Here is a 24,233-nt window from a genome sequence, read left to right as displayed (position 1 = left end):
TGAAGGTCAAACGTTTAATATTTTATGATGAAAGAAATAGATCTTAGAAGTGATACCGTTACCAGGCCTACTAAAGGAATGATGCAGGCTATTATTAATGCCGAAGTAGGAGATGATGTTTATAAGGAAGATCCCACGGTGAACAAACTCGAGAGAAAACTGGCTGATATGTTTGGAATGGATGAAGCGCTGTTCTTTCCTACCGGAAGTATGGCCAACCAGGCCGCTATTAAATTACACACCCAGCCGGCCGATCAATTGATTTGTGACAAGTGGGCTCATGTGTACAACTACGAAGGCGGCGGAGCGTCCTTTAACAGCGGAGTGTCCTGTAAACTGGTTGACGGTGACCGCGGGATGATCACTGCAGCCCAGGTAGAGGAGAATATCAATCCCCCCGACTTTTATCACAGTCCGCTTACTACGCTTGTTTGTCTGGAAAACACCACAAACAAAGGGGGCGGAGCCTGTTACGACTTTGAAGAAATAAAAAAGATAAGAAAGGTGTGCGATGAGCACAACCTTGGCCTGCATCTTGACGGCGCCAGGCTCTTCAATGCCCTGGTAGCTAAAAATGAAGACCCGAAAGAGTATGGGAAGATCTTTGATACTATTTCTGTATGTCTTTCTAAAGGTTTGGGTACGCCAATGGGCACTGTGCTTATTGGAAATAAGAAGGTGATGAAAAATGCCATGCGCGTGAGAAAGGTTTTGGGTGGTGGCATGCGGCAGGTAGGTTTTATGGCTGCCGCGGGCATATATGCCCTCGATAACCAGGTGGAACGCCTGGCTGAAGACAATAGAAGAGCTTCAGAAATTGGTAAAACCTTAAACTCCCAAAGCTATGTTGGCGAAGTCGAGCCCGTAGAAACCAATATTGTGATCTTTTATCTCAAAAATGCTTCAGATGAAGCAGCTTTTATGAAATGCCTTCAGCAGGAGAACATTAGGATAAGCAATATGGGGCAGGGGAAGCTAAGGATCGTTACCCACCACGATTATTCCGAAGAAATGCATCAAAGGTTTCTGAAAGTGCTGGAAAAAATAGAGCTGTAAAAAAAGTTACCCGTCAAAAATGCCATTTTTGACGGGTAACTTTTTTTAGTCGTTAGACTGTAGTCGGGAGATGGTAGAGTTTTATAATTATTTCAAAAATAAAGATTTAAGTCTAGTGTCTCCCGTCTAATATTTCATATCTATTTGCCAAGCATATCATTCATTCCGGGAATATCGGGCATACCTTCTTTGGCAACGGCGGCAAGTTCGGCTTCGTTTACTTCGGTTGCCCGGGCAACAGCTTTATTGATGGTTAGCACCAGGTAATCTTCCAGCTGTTCTTTGTCTTCAAGAAGTTCATCGGCAATTTCGATGTTTTTGATCTCACGGCTTGCAGTAATGGTAACTTTTAAAAGTCCGTCGGCCGATTGTTCATCGAGCAAAACAGTTTTAAGCCTTTCTTTAGTTTCTTCAACTTTTTTTTGGGTCTCTTTGATTTTATTCATCATGCCCATCATATCTCCAAACATAGTTTCATTTTTTCTGTTAATACAAAATTACCTAAAAAGTCTAATAAGAGAACTAATAGACACAGTTTTAAGTTTTCTTTATTAGAAAGCTTAACTTTGCAGCCGGTAAAATTAAAATGGAAAGATGAAAGTGGTTGCTCAAGAAATTAAGGCTCCGCGGGCTAAAAAGATTCCCGTACAACTTGAAAAACACGGAGATGTTCGTATAGATGATTACTTCTGGCTGCGAGAGCGCGAAAACCCTGAAGTACTTGATTACCTCACCCGCGAAAATGACTATAATGAGCGAATGACGGCTCATACAAAACAGTTGCAGGAAGACCTTTTTCAGGAGGTGAAGAAAAGGATCAAGGAAGATGATTCTTCTGTTCCTTATAAACTGAATGGTTACTGGTATGTTACCCGCTTTGAAAAAGGCAAGGATTACCCAATATATTCCAGGAAAAAAGAAACCCTCGATGCGCCTGAAGAAATCCTTTTTGACGTGAACGAGATGGCTAAAGGCCACGACTATTACCGGCTTAGCGGCTTAAGTGTGAGCCCCAATAATAAGCTTATTTCTTATGCGGTAGATACGGTGAGCCGTAGAAAATATACGCTCTACATTAAAAACCTGGAGACAGGCGAAGTATATCCTGAAAAGATTAAGAATACTACGGGAGGCGCTACCTGGGCAAATGACAATAAAACACTTTTCTATGCCCGAAAGGACGAGGAAACCTTGCGTAGCAACAAGATTTTCAAGCATCGGCTGGGAACAAAGGCCAAAGAGGATGAGCTTGTTTTCTTTGAGGAAGACGAGACCTTTCATACTTATGTTTATAAATCAAAATCCCAGCGTTATATAATCATAGGATCAGACAGTACTTTAACTTCGGAATACAGGTTTATTGCCGCCGATGATCCTCATGGGGAATTACAAATTGTACAGCCCAGAATTAGGGGTGTGGAGTATGGCATTGCCCACTACCGTGACAGTTTTTATATACTCACAAATAAAGACGGAGCTACCAATTTCAAATTGATGAAAGCTCCGGTGCACAACCCGGGGATCGAAAACTGGGAAGAAGTAATTCCGCATCGCGAGCATGTGTTGCTTGAAGATATTGACCTGTTTAGAGATTACCTGGTAGTAAGCGAAAGGAGTGATGGTCTTAATAAGATCCACATTCGCAGGTGGGACGGCACCGATTCTTATTTCTTGCCGTTCGACAATGAAACCTACACCGCTTTTACGGGTACAAACCCCGATTTTGATACCGAAATATTGAGGTATACATACAACTCCCTTACTACTCCCACCCAGGTGGTAGATTTCAACATGCGCACCAAGGAAAAGGATGTGAAGAAGGAACTGGAAGTACTGGGAGGGAAGTTTCAGAAAGAAAATTATGTATCTGATCGTATTTGGGCTACAGCGCGAGACGGTGCTAAGATCCCAATGACGCTGGTACACCGGAAGGAGTTGAAGAGAGACGGGAAAAACCCGGTGCTGCAGTATGCTTATGGTTCGTATGGTTCTACCATTGACCCGTACTTTTCAAATGTTCGCCTTAGCCTGCTTGACAGGGGCTTTATCTTTGTTATTGCACACGTAAGAGGAGGGGAGTACCTGGGGAGACAGTGGTATGAAGATGGAAAGCTGCTAAAAAAGAAAAATACTTTTACCGATTTTATTGACTGTACCAGGTACCTTATTGAGGAGAAATACACTTCTGCGGAACATATGTACGCCAGTGGAGGTTCAGCAGGAGGATTGCTTATGGGAGCAGTAGCCAACATGGCACCACAGCTTTATAAAGGCATTATTGCCTCGGTGCCTTTTGTTGACGTTGTGACTACCATGCTAGATGAAAGTATTCCTTTAACCACAGGTGAGTATGATGAGTGGGGAAATCCTAATGATGCCGAATACTATACTTATATGAAATCTTATTCGCCATACGACAATGTTACGGCGCAAAATTACCCTAACATGCTGGTCACTACAGGTCTTCATGATTCCCAGGTGCAGTATTGGGAGCCGGCCAAGTGGGTGGCAAAATTGAGGGAACTAAAAACCGACTCCAATAAATTGCTTTTTCATACAAACATGGAAGCAGGGCATGGAGGAGCATCAGGCCGATTTGAAGCCCTGCGCGAAGTCGCTGAAGAATACGCTTTTCTTCTCGATTTAGAGGGAATGGACCAATAATTAAAATATTTGACTTAAATTTGCTTCGTTTGTGATCGTTCTAAGGATACTAATTTCCAAAGACGATTATTGTAAATAACTTCAATTTATGAGAGAAGATTTACAGGTTTTCGATAATGTATTACAACTAGTAGGTAATACCCCTCTAATTCACTTAAACCGCGTTACCCAGGACCTTAAAGGTGACTTTTTTGCAAAAGTAGAAGCTTTTAACCCGGGCCACTCAACTAAAGATAGAATAGCATTACATATAATAGAAGAAGCCGAAAGAAAAGGTATCCTCAAACCGGGAGATACCATTATTGAGACTACTTCAGGGAATACCGGGTTTAGTATTGCCATGGTTAGTGTGATCAAAGGCTATGAATGTATACTGGCGGTAAGCTCGAAGTCGTCCAGAGATAAGATCGATATGCTGCGCTCTATGGGCGCCAAGGTATATGTTTGTCCGGCAAACGTAACTGCCGATGATCCGAGGTCTTATTATCAGGTGGCTAAGAGAATGCACGATGAGATAAAGGGTTCGGTGTATATTAATCAGTATTTCAATGAACTCAATATAGAAGCTCATTACCTCACTACCGGTCCCGAAATTTGGAAACAAACTGAAGGAAAGATCACCCATTTGGTGGCTTGTAGTGGTACCGGCGGAACGATATCTGGAACTGCCAGGTTCCTGAAAGAACAAAACCCGGGCATTAGGATCATGGGAATTGATGCTTATGGCTCGGTGCTTAAAAAATATCACGAGACCAAAGAATTTGACTCTTCAGAAATCTATCCGTATCGCATCGAGGGATTGGGGAAAAACCTGATTCCTACAGCTACAGATTTTGAGATTATCGACAAATTCGTGAAAGTAAGTGATGAAGACAGTGCCCATACCGCACGGGAACTTGCCCGCACCGAAGGGCTATTTGTTGGTTATACCAGCGGTGCAGCCTTGCAGGGAGTGCGCCAGCTTGCCGAAGAAGGAGAGTTTGACGAGTCCAGTAAGGTCGTTATCATTTTTCCCGATCACGGTTCCCGCTATATGAGCAAAGTCTATAGCGACGACTGGATGAACGAACAGGGTTTCTTCGACAGTAAGAACGAAAAAGCTGAAAATCAGATAGAATTCATAAAATAACTACAGCATATTTTTGTTCTGTAGTATATATAACCTCTCTCTTATTTTTTAAATAGCGGCAGAAGGAGCAGGTGCTGCCAAAGAATTTGCGTTGTAAGGTGCATGTTTTTCAGTGCATTTGAGCGACCGAAATTCTGAAGTTGCTATTTATTTGTTACTTTTGCAGAAGTGAAAAATACACAAAATGGCAGATTTATTTAATAAAATATATAAGGATAAAGGACCTTTAGGAAAGTGGAGTGAAGTGGCCGAAGGTTACTTTGTTTTTCCAAAACTGGAAGGCCCTATTTCCAACAGGATGAAATTCCAGGGAAAAGATGTGATTACCTGGAGTGTGAATGACTATCTGGGACTTGCAAACCACCCCGAAGTGCGAAAGGTAGATGCAGAAGCGGCTGCCGAATGGGGTTCTGCGTATCCCATGGGAGCCAGGATGATGAGTGGTCACACGTCCTTACATGAAAAATTGCAGGATGAACTGGCCTCTTTTGTACATAAAGAAGCTGCATACCTGTTAAATTTTGGTTACCAGGGTATGGTTTCTACCATTGATGCCCTAGTTTCCAAAAAAGACGTTATTGTTTATGACGTTGATGCTCATGCCTGTATTATTGACGGGGTGCGCCTGCACCTGGGGCAGCGCTTTACATACAAGCACAACGACCTGGAGAGCATTGAAAAGAACCTGCAACGTGCCGAAAAGATCACCGAACAAACTGGCGGCGGAATTCTTGTTATTTCTGAAGGTGTCTTCGGAATGAGGGGAGAGCAGGGGAAACTTAAGGAAATCATAGCGCTTAAAGAAAAATACAATTTCAGGTTACTTGTTGATGATGCACATGGCTTTGGGACTCTTGGAAAGACAGGAGCAGGAGCAGGTGAGGAGCAGGGAGTACAGGATGGTATAGATGTATATTTTGCCACCTTTGCCAAGGCCCTTGCCAGCACAGGTGCTTTTATAGCAGCCGATCGTGAAATTATAGACTACCTCAAGTATAATCTTCGTTCTCAAATGTTTGCCAAATCCCTGCAAATGCAGTTGGTAATAGGGGCTCTTAAGCGTCTTGAGATGTTAAAGACCATGCCCGAACTTAAAGAAAAGCTTTGGGAGAACGTGAACGCTCTTCAAAATGGTTTAAAAAGCCGTGGGTTTGACATAGGAACTACACAGAGTTGTGTTACACCTGTGTATCTACAGGGAAGTATTCCGGAAGCAATGGCTTTGGTCAATGACCTTAGGGAAAATCATGGAATCTTCTGTTCTATTGTTGTGTATCCGGTAATTCCGAAAGGTCTTATCCTGCTAAGATTAATTCCTACAGCAGCACACACTTTAGAGGATGTAGAAGCTACGCTTACCGCTTTCTCTGCAATTAGAGAACGCCTTGAAAATGGAACTTACAGAAGATTGTCGGCAGGTGTTGCTGCAGCAATGGAAAAGTAATTTCTCCAAAATATCTTTAAAAAATCCCCTTTTTGAGGGGATTTTTTTATGCCTTCTTTCCAGTTTTATAATTTGTTTAGCAGATAAGTAATGAATTTAGACTTATCTTCTTCGGAAGTGAATTAAGAATTATAAAATAACAATAGAATTATGAAAGATATGAAGTTAGCAGTGATCTATTACAGTTCCACCGGAACGAATTATCAACTGGCAAAATGGGCAGAAGAAACCGCAAAAGAAGCTGGTGCCGAGGTAAGGCTTAGAAAAGTTAAGGAACTGGCCCCAAAAGAAGCTATTGAAGCTAATGAAGACTGGAAGAAACACCTGGAGGCCACGCAAGATGTAAAGGAAGCTTCAATGGATGATTTGGAGTGGGCCGATTGCTACATCTTTAGTGCACCAACCCGTTATGGAAATCTTCCTTCCCAACTAAAACAATTTCTGGATACCACCGGGGGGTTGTGGTTTAACGGTAAACTCGCCAATAAAGTAGTAAGTGGTATGACCAGTGCAAGTAATGTGCACGGCGGGCAGGAGTCAACCTTGCTTTCTTTGTACAAGACCATGTTTCACTGGGGTGCCATTGTGGCTGCACCCGGTTATACCGATGAAGCCATCTTTAATGCCGGCGGTAATCCTTATGGAGTAAGTATTACAGCAGGGAAAGAGGAGCTGGGAGAAAAGGTGAAAAAAGCCGTCGCGCACCAGGTAAAAAGAACAATAACCATGGGGCAGTGGGTTAAAAAAGGTAGCCAGTAAATGCCTTTTTTAGAAGTCCTTTAAATTAACTCCTTCAAAAATTAAAGTACGAGTTCAGCGAAGAGGCGCTGCAGGGTTTGATCGAGATCAGAAGACAAGCCGGGATGTGGCCGGGAAGTCTGAATAACCGAACTCCGCACTGCGGTGAGCCACCTAAAGCGCGAGGGAATGTCCATCACGGCTATAGGCCCGCCATTCTTTGCACCTTCACATATCAGTTCAAATGACTGCAGGTTCTTCTCAAGCTGCTCCAGGTCAAGGTCTGGACAAAGGCAAAGTAATTTTGTACTGTCCAGCTTATACCTCACCTGCAGGTATTTTTGATTTTTGCAGAATACCACGACCCCCACATTGAGAAACTCTTCACGTTCTACCCGTGGTACTACCCGTAAAGTGGCATATTCATACAAGTGCTTGTCTGGCATTTTGTGCTTCTTTTATAAATGTATCTGAATTCTGGAGGCGAATTTCCAGGAAATTGATGTAGGCTTCTCTCAGCTCTTCAGCAGAGAGTTCGCTGTCTCTCCATTCTAACCAATCCTGTGGTAAACCTTCAACTATTTCCCTGATCTTTTCTTTGGTGAGCAGTTGTTTTATCTGCTGGTCTGCTTCCCAAAGCTGGGTTGCCTGTGGGAGTAATACGTGATCTTTTATTAAGCTGAAAGGGCTAAGCGCATGCTTCTCCAGGTTATTCCAGGAATGGTGAAAGTAAAAGGAGGCACCATGATCAATAAGCCAAAGCTCCCGGTGCCAAATGAGCATGTTCGTATTTCTGAAGGTGCGGTCTACATTGGTGATAAAAGCATCCAGCCATACAATTTTTGAGGCCATAGCTTCATCTACAGTAGTTACTGCAGGATCAAAATTTATTGCGCCCGAGAGAAAATGTAGGGCGAGGTTCAGGCCCTGGCTACCCTGCAATAGATCCTGTATTTCTTCATCTCCCTCAGTTCGTCCAAAGGCTTCATCGAGGTTGGCAAAAACCAGCTCGGGTACTTTTAAACCTATTGTTCGGGCGATCTCCCCTCCCAAAAATTCAGAAATTAGTGCTTTAACCCCATGACCGGCCCCTCTAAATTTTAGAACGTACTTAAAATCGTCATCTGCCTCGGCCAATGCAGGGAGGGAGCCACCTTCCCGTAGCGGTGCGATGTAACGGCAAACAGTTACAGTACGTATATCTTTTATGTCTCCCATAGAAGTTTCAAAAATAGCATTTCTGAAGCAAACTTATGCTCCCTGCATGTAGCTCCCGCATATTTCTAAGAATTTGACCTGATTTTGCCATTTTTGACACTTCAGGTTGAACTCTAGCATAGGGACAAAAATTCAGAAGACAGCATCTTCAGGCTATAGTTTTTGCTGAAGGTTTTCACGTTAGGTACTAAATAATATTGATGATGTAATGTATTTTCTACAGACACCCCAATATTTCCGAAGTAATTTAGAAGAACCGGAAATAATTGTTACCTCTACAAAAAGGAAAGTCTGCACCAGATGGTGGTGCAGACTTATAAAGTTTTTCAGCGGTTATGACCAGAGTTTAGGCCAGTAACCTTTTTTGTTTTTGTTGCTTAATAGCTTTGCCTACAACTTCAAAAATATCCCGTTTAAGCCGTTTGTACTGTCTTGAATAATGAATAAAGTCATTGAGGATCTCCTTGTGCTCTTTGCGATATTCCCGTCCTTCTCTTTGTTCATCGAGATTCTCAAGAAGTTCCCGCAACTTATTTATGTGCTGGGCAACCCGGTTCTCCAGCAGTTTTAAGTCTTTCCTGGAGAGGTTTAACTGTTCAATGAGCTCTTTTACGCGAGAAAACAGCTGAGATTCAAGAATGGGTAAAGTGTATTCTTTAAGCATATCTTCAAAAAAGCGGTGTTCGTCTTTAATGAAGTTTAGTTCAGATTTCCACTGCAGGGAGGAGAAATGCATTTCATCGGGTGTTTTCCACTCAATGTACCGGTAGTTATGTGTCTTTTTTTCCATGACAAAAAGATTTAGACTTATTAAGGCTCGTTACTTGTGCGTCTTAGCAGAGGGCCGGTGTAGGAGTAAATTTCGGACTTAAATTTTCTGAATTTTTTAGCAAAATCCTGTACTTTCTGTTTCAATTTTAAATGCTCCTGGTGGTAGAAGACCTCACAACTAATATCTTCACATTCCAGTATTCCTTCAATATCATAGCGATGATTATGAACTTGTGTGGTGAGATCGAGGCATTCAAGTTTGATATTTTGCAGGTCATCATAGAATAATTGAAGCCGTTCGTACAGGTTGGGTACATCTTTTTGAAAAATCTCTGCACTAAGGTAGAGGTTCAAAAATGTAATTTCACCTTTAAAAAAAGTGAGTCTTTCTTTCCACCTCCTGTTTTCTTTGAGCAGGCGTTCTATTTCTTTTTCGTTGGCAGAGAAAGGTTTGGATGTGTTCCGGTTCATAATCTGCTGTATTTAAGTCATTAAGGTAAGCATAAAAACAGTTGGTCAAGATGATATATGTCACATAAAAAGAATTGTGGGCCAGAAAATGAAGCCTATAAATATGGCAAAAAAGCATCAAAAAATTTAACTAAAATATTTTTTCATCAGTATGTTTTGAGTGTCAAAAAATAATATACATTTGGCGCCTCAAACAATTAATAATTCATTTAAAATGAAAAAATCCTTTTTGACTTTTGCTGCTATCGCATTAGTATTCTCTTTTACTTCTTGTAAAGAAACAGCTACTGAAACTACTGAAGAAAGTGCAGTAGAAGTGATCGAAACTCCTGAGACTTCTGTTGAGGTTGAGGCTGTTGAGACTGAAGAAGTTGTTGATACTACCAGCACTGGCGGTGACGTAGTAGAAGACATTACAGATACTAACTCTGTAGAATAATTTATTATTTTTCAGATCCCGGCATTTCATTATGTCTAAACACAATCCGTGGCGAGAGCTACGGATTTTTTTTGTTTATACTTTTACTGTTATTACTTCTCCCAGGTGAGGGATTTTTGCAAGCCATTTATACTGATCTTTTATTTTTACCCGTAGTACATCTGCAGCTTTTTTCTCTCCATGAACCAGGAATATTTGCTGTGGCATGTTTTGCAGTTCATTTAACCACTGAAGTAACCCAGGCTGGTCTGCATGTGCAGAGAGGCTGTTAATGGTTTTAATTTCTGCTTTGATGGGGTAGTATTTTCCAAAGATCTTTACATCGGGCACACCTTCCTGTAATTGCCTGCCTCTTGTGCCTTCTGCCTGAAAACCTACCAGTATAACAGTAGTTTCGGGTTTTTCGAGATAAAACCTTAAGTAGGTGAGCACTCTTCCGCCTGTCACCATTCCGCTACCGGCAATCACCACTTTGGGTTGAGGATCTTCAATAGTTTTCCAGGTATCTTTATACCGGGTAATGATTCTGAAGAACTTCTTCATCTTTTTGAATTCTTCAGTATTTAATTTGTGCCAGGACATATACCTGCCAAAGATCTTAAGTACCTCATTACCCATGGGGCTATCTATGTAAACCGGAATTCTGGGAATCTTATTCTCCTGGTAACACCTGTAAATTGCATACATAAGGGTTTGCAACCGCTCTACTGCAAAACTTGGAATAATAAGTGTCCCCCTGTTTGTAATCGTTTTATTGATAGCCTTGGCAAGTATCTCGTTTACATCTTCTTGTGGATGGATCCTGTCACCATAAGTGCTTTCCAGGAATAAATAATCTGCATATTGAGGTTGTAATGGCTGTTCCAGAAGTAAATCGGACTTTCTTCCTACATCTCCGGAAAAGACAAAGATCTTACCATTAAGATTTAATTCTATAAAGGTAGATCCCAGAATATGTCCGTTTTTACGAAACCTGATCTTCACTTTTTCTGAAATTTCTATCCATTCCTCTGTTCTTACAGATTTGAACAATTTGATGGTTTGTGCAACATCCTCTTCATTATAAAGGGGTAGTGCGGGCTCATGTATAGAGTAATGCTCTTCGTTGGCCCTATCTGCGTCTTCTTGCTGAATTTTAGCGCTGTCGGTAAGAATAACTTCAGCAATAGCCAGGGTAGGAGAGGTTCCTAAAATGTCATTTTTGAAGCCTTCTTTTATCAGCTTTGGCAGGTAACCGGTATGATCTAAATGTCCATGGGTAAGCAGTATGAGGTCAATTTTTTCTGGGGGAAAGGGAAATGCTTTCCAGTTAAGCTCTCTCAATTCTTTAAGCCCCTGAAACAATCCGCAGTCTACAAGTATATTCATCCACGGAGTCTCCAGGAGAAATTTTGATCCTGTTACAGTGCCTGCAGCACCTAAAAAATGAATATTAACTAAGTTTTCCATGTTTTTTAGCAGGTGCTATTAATTCCTGCATTTCTTTTAATATTCTTTTCTTTCTGTTCTTGCTTATTTCAAGTTGGTCCAGAAGAAAATCGTCCTTTAATAGTTGCCGGCACAATACGTTATCCCTGCTCAAAAGAAATTGCTTTTCCCTTGTAGATAATAAGGTAGACACGGTGATAGGGTATAGCCCTAATTTATCTATTCTTTCTTTTAGACCTTCACCTTTTGGAAAATCCCAACCCAACAATTTTAGGCCCACACATTGCCCATAGGCAATAGCATCTTTTGTAAATCGCGTATTGGTTATTACCCATCCTTCATGCCTTACTTCTTCTTTACTATGGTTCTTCAGCTGGTAGCTTTCAAGGTCAACAAACCTTGAATTGATGTAAAGAGGGATTTTTACATCGCATTTTTTACCTTGTTCACTATGAAATTTACATTCCATGAACATTTTTAAGCCTTCAGTTTCAGCAATAACATCTACTTCATGGCTTACACAGGTTCCCTGGAGAATCTTTCCTACCTGTACATGATATCCGCTATTTTCGAACAGTGCTCCAATAAATTTTTCAAAAGGAAATCCTGTAGGGCCAAGTTCATAAATCGCTTTTTTTAGTTTATACCTTGAAGCTGTAAGTCCGTCCTGTTGCTGTAGAAGATCAAAGGCAATTTTGTAAATTTTCTTTGTTGAAATATTGGGGTGAATATGAGCCCGAAGGTTGTGAAGAATATCAGCGATCACATGCTCCTGCGCGCCAGATCTTCTAAGAGAGGAAGCAATTTTTGCTTCTGAATATTCAGATATTTCTCCAGAAGCTGTGGTGATCTTCATCTTTTAATATTTAGTTCTAATTCTTTTCCGGCTGATGCAATACCAATACCGGAACTTTTGAAAAATGCGCCATATTTTTGTATACCGGGTTTAGGAGCAGGTTTTCTAAAAAACTGTGCTTTTTGTTGACAAAGGCGATCATACCACTACCACGGCTTTCTGTAAACGAATATATTCCCAGGGGTACACTTAAATATTCCAGGAAGTGGAACGAATGCTTCACATCAGAGAGGTAATCTTTCAGCTGTTTTCTATTTTGGTGCTGGGTTTTGTTGAGTCCGCCTTCTTCTGAAATATGTAAGATTCGTAAAGCCGCCTTAAACTTGTGCACAAGAGAGATTAGATAATCAAGATCCTGAGGAGTGAGGCCTACTTTAAAGCTGTTGGCCAGTACAATTTCATTAGGTACAATAAAATCTACATGTGCAGGTACGCTTAATACAGGGCAATTTTCAATTTCCTCAATAATATTCAGGGAGTTGCTACCGTACATCACTTCTTTGTTTTCGGTATGGCCCTGGCTTCCTATCACCACCACATCAGTTCTTCTTTTGCGCAGTTCTTTCTTTACTGCATCAGGTAGAGGGAGGTTATGGAGTTTGCATTCAAAAGTATGAGCTTTGCCTTTGTTGCTTTCCAGTTCCTGCCTTACTTCTTCTATTTTCTTTAGAGCTTCTTCCTGCGCATTTGCAATGGCCGCTTCACCGGGTTTTGCCACCAGGTGACTGTTTTCGTAATAATTAAAAACTTTGTAAGCGTGCAGTAAAACAAAATGTGCTTTTTCATTCCTGTACATATCAATTACATACCTACAGGCATTTTGTGCATTTGCCGAAAAATCTGTGGGTAAGAGTACAGTTTTCATTTTACTTTCTTTTTTTTGAAGGAATTACCAAAAATGGCACTTTCACATTAAAACCTATTTCGTTGACTACAGGGGTAAAGAGTAAATTTTCAAAGAATGAATGTTTGTTGTTTACCATGGTAAGCATGTCTATTTCATTCTCTTCCTGAAAATCATATATGGCGCGGGTAACACTTTTGCCATTAATATTGTAAAAGTGATGGGCAAGGTCCTTAAAGGTTATTGATAATGCCTTTTTCCTGCTGGCCTGGTTTGATGTAAGATCTACTCCAAAATATACATGTAGAATATGTATTGTAGAAGAATGAGCAGTTGCCAGCTCTTCCATAATATTAAGAAGTGCCGGTATTTCTCCCTCATAATCTGTAGGGAAAAGAATTTCTTTGGGTGGCTTATACTCATAATGTGCCGGAATGGCCAGCAGTGGGCAGCGTGCTCTCTTTATGGCGTGAACGGTATGGGTGCCAAAAAGAATTTCTTCAGCGCCCGTAGCGCCTTTTGTACCCATAACAATGAGATCTATTTCTTTTTCGGCAACAATATCTTTCATTTCATCATTCAGGAGATTGAATGAAGAGATTTTCTCAAAATAATGTTTTTCATTTTTAAAATTTCGTTTTATTCGTCTTAGCACCCTTTCAAGCCCTTTTTTCGATTTATCCTGGTAAATTTCTGTGAGGGTAGGATAATTGGAGTTGTATACCAGATATTCATTATCGTAAAGTACAGGAGTGTATGTGTTTAGCAGAAAAAAGGTGCATTCCTCATTACTAAATAGCTGCACAGCATATTTGGCAGCATTATATGCGTTTTCGGAAAAGTCGGTAGGTAGCAGGATATTTTTCATGAGTTAAGGGTTTTGACTTTTAATACCGGTTGAAATTCTGGAGTACCAAAAATGGTATTTTTGGATGTAGTCCTATTTTATCTATTGTTGAACTGTAAAGTATATTCTCTAGATAACTGTGACGCGAGTTGACCAGCACCAGTAGATCAATGTTGAGATCGTCTATCATCTTTTTGATTGCTTCGGTTTTTTCGAGCTCTTCTTCCTGGTGTTGCTGCACATTTACATCGTATAAATGTTCCAGGATCGCCTGTTTGTTGTCTTCCTGCCTCAAAGTTATTTCTGAAAATTTTGAAGCATACAACATGTGAATCTCAGAACAGAAGGAGCGGGCGATTCCTCCAACCAGTTTTAATTCGCGGCGTTGGTAAGGAAGCAGGTAGTTGGTAGGAAAAAGAATTCGTTTGGGATCTGAAAATTCGTAATCTTCGGGAATACTCAACACCGGGCACTGCACGTATTTTATAATCTGAAGGGTGTTGCTTCCAAAAGTCAGTTGCCTGTCATTGGTAACACCCCGGGTGGAAGTAATAATAAGATCGGCGTTTTCTTTTTCGGCTAAATCATTTACCTCATCTATCAACAGTCCAAATGCTGAAATTGCATGGAATGTGTGTTTAGGATTGGCATAAAGGTCTTTTATCCGCTTCAGGATAACTGCAAGTTCTCTATCACTTTTTTCTTTAATGTTCTGTTTATATTCTTCGAGAAGATTAGATGTTATTACGCCCTCAAAACTGTAAACTTCATCGGCATATGCGTGAAGCACGTAAAATTCACTTCTTTCATACTTGAAGAGTTCTGCGGAATACTTTAGTGCCTGGAACGCATTTTCCGAAAAATCTGTGGGAACAATAATCTTTCTCATTTTATTGCATTTTCATTAAAGTTAGAGAAAGTTTCAGTAAAAAAGTATGACTGCGATCATGCAGGAGAAGAGACTACCCATTATGCAGCGGGTGAATTTCAAATGTTTAAATCATTCTACTTCCCTGCCTGCAACTTTAGGAATAATCGCTTTGAATCGCAGGGCAGTCTCTTCTTAAAGGTCAGGAAACTTTAATGGTTTTTGGTTTTTTAGTTTCTATGCCTTCTTTCTTGTGTAATTTTAATTTTAGAACTCCATCTTCATATCGAGCCGAGACATCTTTGTCTTCATCAATAGATTCAGGAATACTTACAGATCTTGAGAAGGAATTATAACTAAATTCTCTACTCACAAAACCTTCTTTTTCATCTTCTTTCTTTTCTTCTTTTTCAGCAGAGATAGTGAGAAGACCATTGTCAAGAGTGATGGTGAAATCCTCTTTTTTGAGGCCGGGGGCGGCGAGCTCAACTTCAAATTCTTTCTCTTTTTCTTTAATGTTCATTGCCGGATTAACATCACCGTCTCCATTAGGAGCGAAGAAATTTTTCATCAATCCGCGGCGGTCAAAAAAGTCTGAAAAGAAAGGATCACTCATAAAGGCATTGCTCAATACGGGAGCCCTGCGCTTTTTTGTTGTTGCTAATGACATAACCATGGAATTTAATGTTAGTAATTTTTTCTTCTAATTTACAGTACATTAACCCCGAAGAGCATGACAATTGTCATGTAGCGAAAGAAAGGTGTGCGAAAACTCCTAATGTATTTCCGTTAATTTTTCAAGCTGCAGTATCTTTATGTCACGGCCAATAATATCAATAATACCATCCTTTTTAAGGCAGGAAAGGCTTCTTATAAAACTTTCTGTAGAAATACCGGCAACACTGGCCATATCGCTGCGCGAAACCTTTAAAACGGGAGTATTATCGTCTTTTACCTTTTCAGCAAATTCCAGTAAGGTACTGGCTGTTTTTTTAAGGACCGATCCATATGCCATTTCTAACAGGTGAGTTCTAAGTACATCGAGGCTGTGTGTTATTTCTTCAGCAAATTCCAGCATCAAATCCCGGTTTTGTTCCAGCATTTGTAGAAATTCGTCATGAGATAACCTGTACAAAATACTTCTTTCCAGTGCCTGGGCACTTTCGGGATAATGGTTTGATTTTTTATAGCTATAGAAGCCCAAAAAATCCCCTTTTTGAGGAATAGTCGTGATAAGTTCTTTCCCGTACTCGTCAAGCCTATAGGTCTTCACCATCCCATGTTCCAGGAGGTAGACACTGCAGGCCATACGATTTTCCATAAAGATCTCTTCATTTTTTTCAGCCTCTATCTGTTCGCCATAAGTGCGCACATATTCTTTAAACTCTTCGAGGTGAAACTGGTTTTTACGGCCGGGACTTTTTTCTCCCTCCAGCTGTGCCCGTTTAGTAAGACGCTTTTCAATGGTTAAAATAAGATCTTCTTCGCTAAAGGGTTTGGTGATATAATCATCGGCTCCCAGGTTCATTCCCCGGCGTACATCGGCAGGATTTGACTTTGCTGATAGAAAGATGAACGGAATATTCCTGGTGTGGCGATTTTGCTGAAGCGCGGTATACACCTCGTACCCGTCCAACTCGGGCATCATGATATCTGATATAATAACATCGGGTAGTTCCTTGTATGCCTTTTTTAGTCCGGTTTTGCCTTCATGGGCAAGGAAAGTCCGGTAACCGGAAAGTTCGAGTAATTCCCGGGTGTTTTCTGCAAGAACAAGGTCATCTTCAATAAGGAGGACTGAGTTCTCCATGAGCTTGATATTTAAACTGATATATTGAAAAGTTACAAAAAACACCTCTCATTATCAGCGAATTAAAAATGTGAAATAAAGATACGTCAGAAAACCATATTTAGGAAATATTTAAGACCTGAAAGCCTTTTTTTTTCTCTTCTGTTTTTATCTTTAGATAAACCCTTTTTAGAACATTGGTTATTGTTCTGAAGATTAAGATGATATGCTATGAAGTCATTGACCTGTCAAAGCTGCGGATTGCCTTTTTCAAAGAAGTTTAGAGGCACCAATAAGGATCTTAGCAAGAACTCCGATTATTGTTTGAACTGTTTTAAGGATGGAACATTCACTAACCACCAGCTCAACATTCAGGACATGGAGAAAAAATTGCTGGAGATGGCCCGGCACCACGATGGCCTCACACTTGAAGAAGCCCAGCAAACCATCAAAATATTGCCCGATTTAAAGCGCTGGAAGATGACACACATCCTTTAAAAAAGGGCTGAGGTTTATACTTTCCTTAACTTCAGATTTTAAGAAAACCTGTTATAATTCTTTACCTTTGAGCTAAGTTCAAAAGTTAAAAGAGCTATAATTTAAAACCTAAAACATGAAAAACTTAAGCAGATTTTTTGCAGTTTTTTTAGCTGCAGTTCTAATGAGCTGTGGAAATGAAAAAAAAGAACAGGAAACTATAACTATTGGAGATGGAGGAAACCTTGAAACAGTGGAGACCACCCAAGATGCAGCTGCTGATGAAACAGCCCAGACCAATGATGCTATACAGCGGCAGGATGGGGTGGTACAGGTTAACCTCACCGGTAATGATCTAATGCAGTATAACCTCAATGAGATTAAGGTAAAAGCAGGTGACAAGGTAAAACTTACCCTTACCCATGTGGGGGAATTACCCGAAAATGCAATGGGCCACAACTTTGTACTGCTTAAGCAGGGAACAGATGTGGTTGATTTTGCCCAAAAAGCAGCTACTGCAACAGGTAATGAATACATCCCTGAAGGAACAGACGCTGTTATCGCCAAGACCGAAATGATAGGCGGTGGTGAGGAAACAACTATTGAGTTTACTGTTTCTGAAGCAGGAACTTACGATTTTATTTGTAGTTTCCCGGGGCATTACGTTCAAATGCGCGGAAAATTTATTGTAGAGTAAGCGCTTAATTTTTTATTCTGGCGGATAAAAAGGCTGTTTTAATTTTTAAAGCAGCCTTTTTCTATTCCTGTTCTTTATTTGTTTCTTCTTCTGCCTGTAATTTGGCCTGTCTTTTAAAGTAGCCTCTAAAGAGGATATTGTGCTGCAAAGCTTTCATGTTCTCGTCAAACTTTTTGGTAGCTTCTTCGATATTCTGAAGGGTAGCATCCAGTTTATCTACAGCACCGGCATCGTTTAATAAATAATCCAGCGTGCCTTCACCATTTTTTAGATCATAAGAAACCTGCTGCAGGTTAGAAGTCATTACCCCAATTTCAAGAGCAGAAATTTCAAGATTTGAGATAATTCCTTCAATTTGCTTTGCCGCGGTAGTATCATTTAGTAAAACTCCCGCAACACTTTCTTTAAAGTTCACCTGAGTGGTTATTTTGTTGAGGTTATTGACCATAATTGAAACTTCTCCTGTGGCCTTTCTAAGGTCTTTAATACTCTCCTTAATATTAGCTGCCATTTCCTTGTCTTTAATTAAAGCCCCCAGGGTGCCTTCCCCTTTATTAATGCTGTTGGTTATTTTCAGCAGGTCGGCGGTTAAAAGTGCAGCGTTCTCATTAGTTGTGTTAAGGGTGGTAAGCATATCGGCGGTGGCAATCTTACTAATAGATTTAATAGTATCTCCCGAGCTCACTGGAACGGGTGCCACATCTGCCTTTTCTCCCGGAAGAAGGTTTATGATCATGCTCCCTACCAGCCCGTCAGAACTAATCGTTGCGAGGGAGTTCTTGCTGATAAGATCCATAGTGCGCTGGTCAATTCTCATGTTTACGGCAATACTGGTGTCGTTAACTATGGTAATGCTTTGCACCGTACCCACATTTACTCCCGCAAAGCGAACATTGTTTCCGCGCTGTAGACCATTAACATCTTTAAACACCGAAACAATGACACTATTATTCCCAAACAGGTTTTGCCGGTTTCCTATGAAATAGACTGCGGTTATGAAAATTATAATTCCCACAATCACGAATATTCCTAATCTCAGGTTCTGTGAATTTGAATTTTTCATGTCTTTTATTTAAAGAAGGCCCTTATTCTGGGGTCTTCAGAAGTTGATAGTTCCTCAAAAGTTCCCTGCGCATAATTAGTACCGTCAAGTAACAGGATCATCCGGTGGGAGATCACTCTGGCACAGTCAACATCATGGGTAATGATCATTGAAGAAGTTTTATACCTTTTTTGAACGCTTGTCATTAATTCAATGATCTCTTTGGCTGTAATGGGATCAAGGCCGGTAGTGGGCTCGTCATAAATAATTATCTTGGGTTTAAGAATGAGTGCCCGTGCAAGGGCTATCCTTCGCTGCATCCCGCCCGAAAGTTCATTGGGCATAAGATCAATGGTTCTGGCCAGCCCTACATTCTCCAGTGCTTCAAGTACAAGTTCATCTGTATCTTTGATGTTCATTCTTTTGGTGTGCCGCCTCAATGGAAACTCCAGATTTTCTCTCACCGTCATTGAATCGTAAAGAGCACTGCCCTGAAACAGGAACCCAATCTCTGCTCTAAGTTCATCCATTTGAGTGCGGTCAAGTTTCGTGATGTCCTGACCTAATACTTCGATCGTCCCGCTATCCGGTTCCATGAGACCTACAAGACACTTGATCATTACCGACTTGCCCGAGCCCGATTTCCCCATGAGTACCAGATTTTCGTTCTCGTACATTTCCAGGTTAAAATCCTTCAACACCACCTGGTCTCCAAACTGCTTGTGCAGGTTTTGGATTCGTATCACCGGTTTCCCTTTTGGTGTGGAAGAAGATGTAGGTTCGGCCGTCATGCTATCCATATATTAATTGGGTTAGAAAAACTGCTATAAAATCTATAATGAAAAGCAACATGCTCGTGTATACTACTGCGGAATTTGAAGCCCGACCCACACCGGCAGTTCCTTTACTGCTATTGTAGCCCTTGAAACACCCCACCAGCCCAATAGCAAATCCGAAGAAAAAGGATTTTCCCGTAGCAGGCAGGAGGTCCCTGAAACCAAGGGCACTAAAAACCTGATTAAAGTACAGCATAAAAGAAACCTGCCCTTTAATGTTCTCTACCAGGGCCGATCCAATAAGTGCAACAAAGTCACCAAAGATTATAAGAAGCGGAAGCATAAGGGTGGCAGCTAGAATTCGGGTGACAACAAGATACTTGAAAGGATTGGTGCCCGAGACTTCCATAGCATCTATTTGTTCGGTCACTTTCATAGATCCCAGTTCGGCACCTATGCTTGATCCAATTCGTCCGGCACAAATAAGAGCGATGATCACAGGGCCAATTTCCCTAACAATAGAAATACTAATCATATTCGGGATCCACGATGAAGCTCCAAACTCTTCTAAGGTGGGCCTGGATTGAAGTGTGAAGACCAGGCCAAGAATAAAACCTGTTACTCCTACAAGTAACAAAGATTTATTCCCCATTTGGTAACATTGCCGTAAAAACTCTTTGAATTCAAAAGGCCGGCTGAACAATTCCTTAAAGAACCGTGCGGCAAATTTTGACAGCGCTCCAATTTCAGCAAAAAAGGAGTACAGGTTTTTTTTCAATGGAAAACTTTCAGCCATTCCCTACAGTTTCTAGCTTAAAACTACCTTATAAATCCCGGAATAAGTATGATATCTCTCAGTTTTACGCCAGACTTCAGAAAATATGAAAAGCTTTTTCAGAATTTAACATTACAGTTTTAGGGTTAAAAAACTAATCTGTAAATTAGAGAGTAGACCAAATAAAATATAGGCAATGATAATAACCTTAACTGCCAATCCTGCCCTGGATATTTATTCAAAAACAGAAAGGCTCGAACCCAACGAAAAATTGAGGTGTGAGGCACCGCTTATTGATGCGGGAGGAGGGGGAGTAAATGTCTCCCGGGTGATCAAGAGACTGGGTGGGCAATCTACCGCCGTGTATGCTAAGGGTGGTCACACAGGAAAGCTTTTTTACGATCTTCTGAAAAAGGAAGGGGTGACACAAAATCCTGTAGAGGTTACAAATGATTTGCGGCAGAATTTTGCAGTTACCGAAACTGCCACAGGAAATCTCTATCGCTTCGGTTTTCCTGGGGCTCAATTACAGGAATCGGAATATGAAGCTTTACTCGACAAAGTGAGCCGGTGTGAAAAAGGGGCTTTTTTAGTGGCAAGCGGGAGCCTTCCCCCGGGTGCACCCTCCAACTTTTATGCCCGGGTAGCGGCAAAAGCGAAAGCCTGCGGATTAAAATTTGTGCTTGATACTTCTGGAAAATCCTACCAGGGAGTTCTGGAGCAGGGAGCTTATCTACTAAAACCGAATAAAAGGGAGCTCAGCGATATTACGGGCCAATCGGCAGAAAATCTGGAGGAGCAAAAAAGCGCTTTGCTCGATATCCTTAAAAAGTATTCCGTAGAGATCATTGTGCTCTCTTTGGGGGGTGAAGGTGCGCTTTTGGCTACAAAAGGGGAAGTGAAACATTACCCTGCCCCGCAAGTGGAGCACGTTAGTTCAATAGGGGCGGGAGACAGTATGGTGGCCGGCCTGGTTTACGCCCTTTCTACAGGCCAACCTCTCAAAAATGCCATTTTGTACGGACTTTCCTGTGGCAGTGCAACCATAAAATCGCCGGGGACCGAACTCCTTAAAAAAGAAGATGTAGAGGTTCTTTATGAACAGCTGCTTAAACAAAATTTAAGGGAAGGCAGAACAATCTAAATATGAAGTAACAGAAATAATTAGAGGATGTCATGGAACAGAGGTTAAACAGCACGAATGCCTATCTTAAAACGGTAGAGGAAGTGGCAGGTGACCTCTCTGCAGATATCCGCCATGGCCTTTCTAAAGAAGAAGCAGAAAAGCGGCTGAAAAAGTACGGCCCTAATAAATTAAAGGAGGCTGAAGAAAGAAGTCTGTGGCACCTCATCCTGTCCCAGATCAATAATCCGGTAATTTATTTGCTGTTTGCTGCAGCCGCGCTTGCCCTTATTTTTGGCGATTTTGCTGAAGGAATAGCCATTTTCATTGTACTTATCGTAAATACCGTTATTGGTTTCTGGATGGAATTTCAGGCGCAGAAATCAATGAATGCCCTCAAAAACCTCGATATGGTAAGGGCCCTTGTGGTGAGATCTTCTAAAGAAATAGATATTGATGCTGAAAATATAACTTCAGGAGATATTATTAAACTGGAAGCCGGAGATCTCGTTCCTGCCGACGCCCGAATTATCGAAGCTGTTGAACTTAAGGTTGATGAATCTCCCCTTACCGGAGAATCTGTACCTGTCGAAAAGAATTCCGAAGTAATTGAAGAGGAGCTGCAGGTGGCCGATCGCAAAAATATCCTCTACAAAGGTACCGCAGTTACCTCGGGCACTGCAACAGCCCTTGTTTTTGCTACCGGGATGGATACCGAAGTTGGCAATATCTCTTCGCTGGTTGAGGAGCAGGACCGGGAAGATACTCCTTTAAATATGAAGCTAAACAGGCTCACCAAAAAACTGATCTGGGTGATCCTGGTGATGGCAGCTGCCTTTTTCTTCTTTGGCTGGCTGGCGGGAGAAGAACTGTATCAACTGGTGCAAACGTCAATCGCCTGGTCTATTGCTGCTATCCCTGAAGGCCTGCCCATTGTTGCCAGTATCGCCCTTGCCCGCGGAATGGTAAGGCTGTCTAAAAAGCATGTTTTGATCAAGAGCCTGAGCGCGGTAGAAACGCTGGGAGAGACTACCGTGATCTTTACCGATAAAACCGGAACTTTAACAAAGAATGAACTTACCGTTCACAGCTTTTATCTCCCCGATGACGGACTTCTGAAGGTTGACCGGCACGGGCAAAAACCAACTTTACATGTTGATCTACAGGAAAAAAGTAATTTAAACGAGTTGCTGAAGATCTCTGTACTTGCCAATGATGCTTCCCTGAGAAATCCCGAAAATTCTGAAGAAAAACCGGAAGCAGCAGAAGAGGGAAAACTGGCTAAAGGAGACCCTCTTGAGATAGCCCTGCTGGATTTTGTGAGCAATTTTGACCCGGAATTTTATAAGGAATTACAGGACTTGCCCCGGGAATTACATGATCCTTTTGACTCAGAGTCTATGGTGATGGGAACCATTTACAAAGAAAACGATCATTTCTATATAGCCGGAAAAGGATCTGCCGATGCCATTCTTTCCCGTTCTACACAAATCCTGAAGCAGGGAAAACCGGAAGATTTTACAGAAGATGAAAAGGAGAAATGGAAACAGCGAAATCATGACCTGGCCGCCGATGGTTTGCGCGTACTTGGTTTTGCTTTTAAAACAAGTCAAAAATGTCCTGATGGCGAAGAAGCCGAAGATTTTCTACATGACCTCAATTTTGTGGGGCTGCTCGGTTTTATGGATCCTCCGCGAAAAGAAGTGGCTACAGCAATAGAGACTTGTAAAGCTGCAGGCATTAAAGTGATCATGGTAACCGGAGATCATCCTGCAACAGCGGCTAATGTGGGGCGTGAGGTAAAGATCGTTTCAGAAGAAGAACACCAACCCCCGGTTTTACATGGCAAAGACCTGCATAAACAGTTTGAAAAAAGTACCCAGGATGAACTCATGGGCATCAGGGTATTTTCACGCGTAGACCCCGGGCAAAAGCTACGTCTTATCAGCCACTTTCAAAATATGGGCGAGATCGTGGGTATGACCGGTGACGGAGTGAATGACGCGCCGGCTCTCAAAAAGGCCAACATTGGCATTGCTATGGGCAAGAGAGGTACGCAGGTAGCCCAGGAGGTCGCCGATGTGGTACTCAAAGATGACTCTTTTGGTTCTATAGTCAAAGCTGTTGAGCAGGGGCGCATCATTTTCGGGAACATCAGGAGGTTTGTGCTTTATCAGCTTTCTTACCACCTTGCTGAGATCATTTTGATCGCGCTTATAAGTTTCTCACTCTTTATCCTGCCTATTTTACCCCTGCAGCTGTTGTTTCTCAACCTGCTTTCAGATGTGTTCCCGGCTCTTGCGCTTGGTATAGGCGAAGGCAATCCTAACGTTATGAAGTTGCCCCCAAAAGATCCAAAAGAACCAATCATTAGCCGGTGGAATTGGGTGCAGATTGGAATTTACGGGGTGCTCATTGCTGCCAGTGTTACGGGAGCTTTTTTTTATTCCTATTTTATTTGGGAAGAAACGGAAGAGATCAATAATAACATCGCCTTTTTAAGCCTTGCGTTTGCGCAGTTCCTGCACGTACTCAATATGCGTGAGGGCAAAGAACCGTTGCTCAACAACCAGGTTACCCGTAACAAATATGTATGGATGGCGGTGGGATTTTGTGTGGCTGTGGTTCTCCTGGCCTACTTTATCCCGGTAGTGGCCGGGGTGTTGAGCCTGCAGCCTTTGCAAACAAACCATTGGGTTTTGATTGCCGGTGCCGGCATTTTACCCACTTTCATTATACAGGTCACAAAATTCTTTTATAAAGACTTCTGATGCCCTCAAA

The 24,233-nt window shown here is 41.5% G+C and carries 25 protein-coding genes; 10 read left to right on the top strand and 15 right to left on the bottom strand.

From position 1 onward, the window contains the following. Positions 1-27: 27 nt before the first annotated feature. Positions 28-1,056 (top strand): GntG family PLP-dependent aldolase, encoded by a 1,029-nt coding sequence (locus VS868_RS01605; protein WP_345599809.1) that lies wholly within the window; start codon positions 28-30, stop codon positions 1,054-1,056. A 140-nt stretch (positions 1,057-1,196) separates the two neighbouring features. Here the strand turns inward: VS868_RS01605 and VS868_RS01600 are convergent, their stop codons facing one another. Continuing rightward, positions 1,197-1,526, bottom strand: a complete 330-nt coding sequence (locus VS868_RS01600) for a YbaB/EbfC family nucleoid-associated protein (RefSeq protein ID WP_266071200.1) — start codon at positions 1,524-1,526, stop codon at positions 1,197-1,199. 124 nt (positions 1,527-1,650) lie between these two features. Here VS868_RS01600 and VS868_RS01595 point away from each other — a divergent pair, with 124 nt between their 5' ends. The 4 genes from VS868_RS01595 (at position 1,651) to wrbA (ending at position 7,052) form a co-directional block, all read left to right on the top strand. Beyond that, a complete protein-coding gene (locus VS868_RS01595) occupies positions 1,651-3,720 on the top strand; it encodes a S9 family peptidase (RefSeq protein WP_345598976.1) in 2,070 nt (689 codons plus the stop codon). 88 nt (positions 3,721-3,808) lie between these two features. Further along, complete coding sequence (locus tag VS868_RS01590) at positions 3,809-4,849, top strand: pyridoxal-phosphate dependent enzyme (RefSeq protein ID WP_266071198.1); 1,041 nt, start codon at positions 3,809-3,811, stop codon at positions 4,847-4,849. Positions 4,850-5,033: 184 nt separating this feature from the next. Continuing rightward, positions 5,034-6,293: an aminotransferase class I/II-fold pyridoxal phosphate-dependent enzyme gene (locus VS868_RS01585; protein ID WP_345598975.1), complete on the top strand. Its 1,260-nt coding sequence runs from the start codon at positions 5,034-5,036 to the stop codon at positions 6,291-6,293. 150 nt (positions 6,294-6,443) lie between these two features. Continuing rightward, a complete protein-coding gene (gene wrbA, locus VS868_RS01580) occupies positions 6,444-7,052 on the top strand; it encodes an NAD(P)H:quinone oxidoreductase (RefSeq protein WP_266071196.1) in 609 nt (202 codons plus the stop codon). A gap of 41 nt (positions 7,053-7,093) precedes the next feature. On the opposite strand, the gene VS868_RS01575 is transcribed toward wrbA, so the two are convergent. The 4 genes from VS868_RS01575 to VS868_RS01560 all read right to left on the bottom strand — a co-directional run bounded on the left by VS868_RS01575 (position 7,094) and on the right by VS868_RS01560 (position 9,491). Then, on the bottom strand, positions 7,094-7,477 hold the full coding sequence (locus VS868_RS01575; protein WP_266071195.1) for a DUF3037 domain-containing protein: 384 nt from the start codon (positions 7,475-7,477) through the stop codon (positions 7,094-7,096). Next, the gene (locus tag VS868_RS01570; protein WP_345598974.1) at positions 7,455-8,249 is read right to left on the bottom strand and encodes a HipA family kinase; all 795 of its coding nucleotides are present in this window, start codon (positions 8,247-8,249) and stop codon (positions 7,455-7,457) included. Before VS868_RS01570 ends, VS868_RS01575 begins: the two co-directional genes overlap by 23 nt. A gap of 346 nt (positions 8,250-8,595) precedes the next feature. Next, the gene (locus VS868_RS01565; RefSeq protein WP_345598973.1) at positions 8,596-9,039 is read right to left on the bottom strand and encodes a hypothetical protein; all 444 of its coding nucleotides are present in this window, start codon (positions 9,037-9,039) and stop codon (positions 8,596-8,598) included. A gap of 20 nt (positions 9,040-9,059) precedes the next feature. Beyond that, on the bottom strand, positions 9,060-9,491 hold the full coding sequence (locus VS868_RS01560) for a hypothetical protein (RefSeq protein ID WP_345598972.1): 432 nt from the start codon (positions 9,489-9,491) through the stop codon (positions 9,060-9,062). A 214-nt stretch (positions 9,492-9,705) separates the two neighbouring features. Between VS868_RS01560 and VS868_RS01555 the strand changes: the two genes are divergently transcribed. Beyond that, the gene (locus tag VS868_RS01555; RefSeq protein ID WP_345598971.1) at positions 9,706-9,930 is read left to right on the top strand and encodes a hypothetical protein; all 225 of its coding nucleotides are present in this window, start codon (positions 9,706-9,708) and stop codon (positions 9,928-9,930) included. A gap of 75 nt (positions 9,931-10,005) precedes the next feature. Here the strand turns inward: VS868_RS01555 and VS868_RS01550 are convergent, their stop codons facing one another. The 7 genes from VS868_RS01550 to VS868_RS01520 all read right to left on the bottom strand — a co-directional run bounded on the left by VS868_RS01550 (position 10,006) and on the right by VS868_RS01520 (position 16,583). Beyond that, complete coding sequence (locus tag VS868_RS01550) at positions 10,006-11,379, bottom strand: MBL fold metallo-hydrolase (protein ID WP_345598970.1); 1,374 nt, start codon at positions 11,377-11,379, stop codon at positions 10,006-10,008. Beyond that, positions 11,363-12,214, bottom strand: a complete 852-nt coding sequence (locus VS868_RS01545) for a restriction endonuclease (protein ID WP_266071170.1) — start codon at positions 12,212-12,214, stop codon at positions 11,363-11,365. The genes VS868_RS01550 and VS868_RS01545 overlap by 17 nt, the downstream gene beginning before the upstream one ends. Positions 12,215-12,230: 16 nt before the next feature. Beyond that, the gene (locus VS868_RS01540) at positions 12,231-13,079 is read right to left on the bottom strand and encodes a universal stress protein (protein WP_266071171.1); all 849 of its coding nucleotides are present in this window, start codon (positions 13,077-13,079) and stop codon (positions 12,231-12,233) included. 1 nt (position 13,080) lies between these two features. Then, a complete protein-coding gene (locus VS868_RS01535) occupies positions 13,081-13,926 on the bottom strand; it encodes a universal stress protein (RefSeq protein WP_266071173.1) in 846 nt (281 codons plus the stop codon). 19 nt (positions 13,927-13,945) lie between these two features. After that, positions 13,946-14,794, bottom strand: coding sequence for a universal stress protein (locus tag VS868_RS01530; RefSeq protein ID WP_266071174.1), 849 nt, complete (start codon positions 14,792-14,794; stop codon positions 13,946-13,948). Between the two features lie 181 nt (positions 14,795-14,975). After that, the gene (locus VS868_RS01525) at positions 14,976-15,443 is read right to left on the bottom strand and encodes an Hsp20/alpha crystallin family protein (protein ID WP_345598969.1); all 468 of its coding nucleotides are present in this window, start codon (positions 15,441-15,443) and stop codon (positions 14,976-14,978) included. 105 nt (positions 15,444-15,548) lie between these two features. Next, positions 15,549-16,583 carry a response regulator gene (locus tag VS868_RS01520; protein WP_266071176.1) on the bottom strand — a complete coding sequence of 345 codons (1,035 nt, stop codon included), beginning with the start codon at positions 16,581-16,583 and terminating at the stop codon, positions 15,549-15,551. Positions 16,584-16,793: 210 nt separating this feature from the next. Between VS868_RS01520 and VS868_RS01515 the strand changes: the two genes are divergently transcribed. Further along, positions 16,794-17,060 carry a zinc ribbon domain-containing protein gene (locus VS868_RS01515; protein ID WP_266071177.1) on the top strand — a complete coding sequence of 89 codons (267 nt, stop codon included), beginning with the start codon at positions 16,794-16,796 and terminating at the stop codon, positions 17,058-17,060. Between the two features lie 115 nt (positions 17,061-17,175). Beyond that, complete coding sequence (gene azu, locus VS868_RS01510; RefSeq protein WP_266071178.1) at positions 17,176-17,736, top strand: azurin; 561 nt, start codon at positions 17,176-17,178, stop codon at positions 17,734-17,736. Between the two features lie 61 nt (positions 17,737-17,797). Here the strand turns inward: azu and VS868_RS01505 are convergent, their stop codons facing one another. The 3 genes from VS868_RS01505 to VS868_RS01495 are packed head-to-tail and all read right to left on the bottom strand — an operon-like array spanning position 17,798 to position 20,350. After that, entirely contained in the window at positions 17,798-18,799 is a 1,002-nt protein-coding gene (locus VS868_RS01505) for an MlaD family protein (protein ID WP_266071179.1), read from the bottom strand. Between the two features lie 5 nt (positions 18,800-18,804). Further along, positions 18,805-19,578, bottom strand: a complete 774-nt coding sequence (locus VS868_RS01500; protein ID WP_266071180.1) for an ATP-binding cassette domain-containing protein — start codon at positions 19,576-19,578, stop codon at positions 18,805-18,807. Then, the gene (locus VS868_RS01495) at positions 19,571-20,350 is read right to left on the bottom strand and encodes an ABC transporter permease (protein WP_266071181.1); all 780 of its coding nucleotides are present in this window, start codon (positions 20,348-20,350) and stop codon (positions 19,571-19,573) included. The genes VS868_RS01500 and VS868_RS01495 overlap by 8 nt, the downstream gene beginning before the upstream one ends. A 175-nt stretch (positions 20,351-20,525) precedes the next feature. Here VS868_RS01495 and VS868_RS01490 point away from each other — a divergent pair, with 175 nt between their 5' ends. Together VS868_RS01490 and VS868_RS01485 are read left to right on the top strand one after the other, a co-directional pair. Then, on the top strand, positions 20,526-21,473 hold the full coding sequence (locus VS868_RS01490; RefSeq protein WP_345598968.1) for a 1-phosphofructokinase family hexose kinase: 948 nt from the start codon (positions 20,526-20,528) through the stop codon (positions 21,471-21,473). A gap of 32 nt (positions 21,474-21,505) precedes the next feature. After that, on the top strand, positions 21,506-24,223 hold the full coding sequence (locus VS868_RS01485) for a cation-transporting P-type ATPase (protein ID WP_345598966.1): 2,718 nt from the start codon (positions 21,506-21,508) through the stop codon (positions 24,221-24,223). The last annotated feature ends 10 nt before the right edge of the window (positions 24,224-24,233 follow it).

It is taken from the genome of Salinimicrobium sp. 3283s (assembly GCF_039602225.1).
Lineage (GTDB): Bacteria > Bacteroidota > Bacteroidia > Flavobacteriales > Flavobacteriaceae > Salinimicrobium > Salinimicrobium profundisediminis.
Note: the sequence above shows the minus strand (reverse complement) of the source record. Positions and strands in the feature narration are given on the sequence as shown.

Coding starts and splice junctions, on each gene's coding strand:
- VS868_RS01605 (WP_345599809.1), top strand. CDS start 28: ATGAAAGAAATAGATCTTAGAAGTGATACCGTTACCAGGCCTACTAAA.
- VS868_RS01600 (WP_266071200.1), bottom strand. CDS start 1,526: ATGTTTGGAGATATGATGGGCATGATGAATAAAATCAAAGAGACCCAA.
- VS868_RS01595 (WP_345598976.1), top strand. CDS start 1,651: ATGAAAGTGGTTGCTCAAGAAATTAAGGCTCCGCGGGCTAAAAAGATT.
- VS868_RS01590 (WP_266071198.1), top strand. CDS start 3,809: ATGAGAGAAGATTTACAGGTTTTCGATAATGTATTACAACTAGTAGGT.
- VS868_RS01585 (WP_345598975.1), top strand. CDS start 5,034: ATGGCAGATTTATTTAATAAAATATATAAGGATAAAGGACCTTTAGGA.
- wrbA (WP_266071196.1), top strand. CDS start 6,444: ATGAAAGATATGAAGTTAGCAGTGATCTATTACAGTTCCACCGGAACG.
- VS868_RS01575 (WP_266071195.1), bottom strand. CDS start 7,477: ATGCCAGACAAGCACTTGTATGAATATGCCACTTTACGGGTAGTACCA.
- VS868_RS01570 (WP_345598974.1), bottom strand. CDS start 8,249: ATGGGAGACATAAAAGATATACGTACTGTAACTGTTTGCCGTTACATC.
- VS868_RS01565 (WP_345598973.1), bottom strand. CDS start 9,039: ATGGAAAAAAAGACACATAACTACCGGTACATTGAGTGGAAAACACCC.
- VS868_RS01560 (WP_345598972.1), bottom strand. CDS start 9,491: ATGAACCGGAACACATCCAAACCTTTCTCTGCCAACGAAAAAGAAATA.
- VS868_RS01555 (WP_345598971.1), top strand. CDS start 9,706: ATGAAAAAATCCTTTTTGACTTTTGCTGCTATCGCATTAGTATTCTCT.
- VS868_RS01550 (WP_345598970.1), bottom strand. CDS start 11,379: ATGGAAAACTTAGTTAATATTCATTTTTTAGGTGCTGCAGGCACTGTA.
- VS868_RS01545 (WP_266071170.1), bottom strand. CDS start 12,214: ATGAAGATCACCACAGCTTCTGGAGAAATATCTGAATATTCAGAAGCA.
- VS868_RS01540 (WP_266071171.1), bottom strand. CDS start 13,079: ATGAAAACTGTACTCTTACCCACAGATTTTTCGGCAAATGCACAAAAT.
- VS868_RS01535 (WP_266071173.1), bottom strand. CDS start 13,926: ATGAAAAATATCCTGCTACCTACCGACTTTTCCGAAAACGCATATAAT.
- VS868_RS01530 (WP_266071174.1), bottom strand. CDS start 14,794: ATGAGAAAGATTATTGTTCCCACAGATTTTTCGGAAAATGCGTTCCAG.
- VS868_RS01525 (WP_345598969.1), bottom strand. CDS start 15,443: ATGTCATTAGCAACAACAAAAAAGCGCAGGGCTCCCGTATTGAGCAAT.
- VS868_RS01520 (WP_266071176.1), bottom strand. CDS start 16,583: ATGGAGAACTCAGTCCTCCTTATTGAAGATGACCTTGTTCTTGCAGAA.
- VS868_RS01515 (WP_266071177.1), top strand. CDS start 16,794: ATGAAGTCATTGACCTGTCAAAGCTGCGGATTGCCTTTTTCAAAGAAG.
- azu (WP_266071178.1), top strand. CDS start 17,176: ATGAAAAACTTAAGCAGATTTTTTGCAGTTTTTTTAGCTGCAGTTCTA.
- VS868_RS01505 (WP_266071179.1), bottom strand. CDS start 18,799: ATGAAAAATTCAAATTCACAGAACCTGAGATTAGGAATATTCGTGATT.
- VS868_RS01500 (WP_266071180.1), bottom strand. CDS start 19,578: ATGGATAGCATGACGGCCGAACCTACATCTTCTTCCACACCAAAAGGG.
- VS868_RS01495 (WP_266071181.1), bottom strand. CDS start 20,350: ATGGCTGAAAGTTTTCCATTGAAAAAAAACCTGTACTCCTTTTTTGCT.
- VS868_RS01490 (WP_345598968.1), top strand. CDS start 20,526: ATGATAATAACCTTAACTGCCAATCCTGCCCTGGATATTTATTCAAAA.
- VS868_RS01485 (WP_345598966.1), top strand. CDS start 21,506: ATGGAACAGAGGTTAAACAGCACGAATGCCTATCTTAAAACGGTAGAG.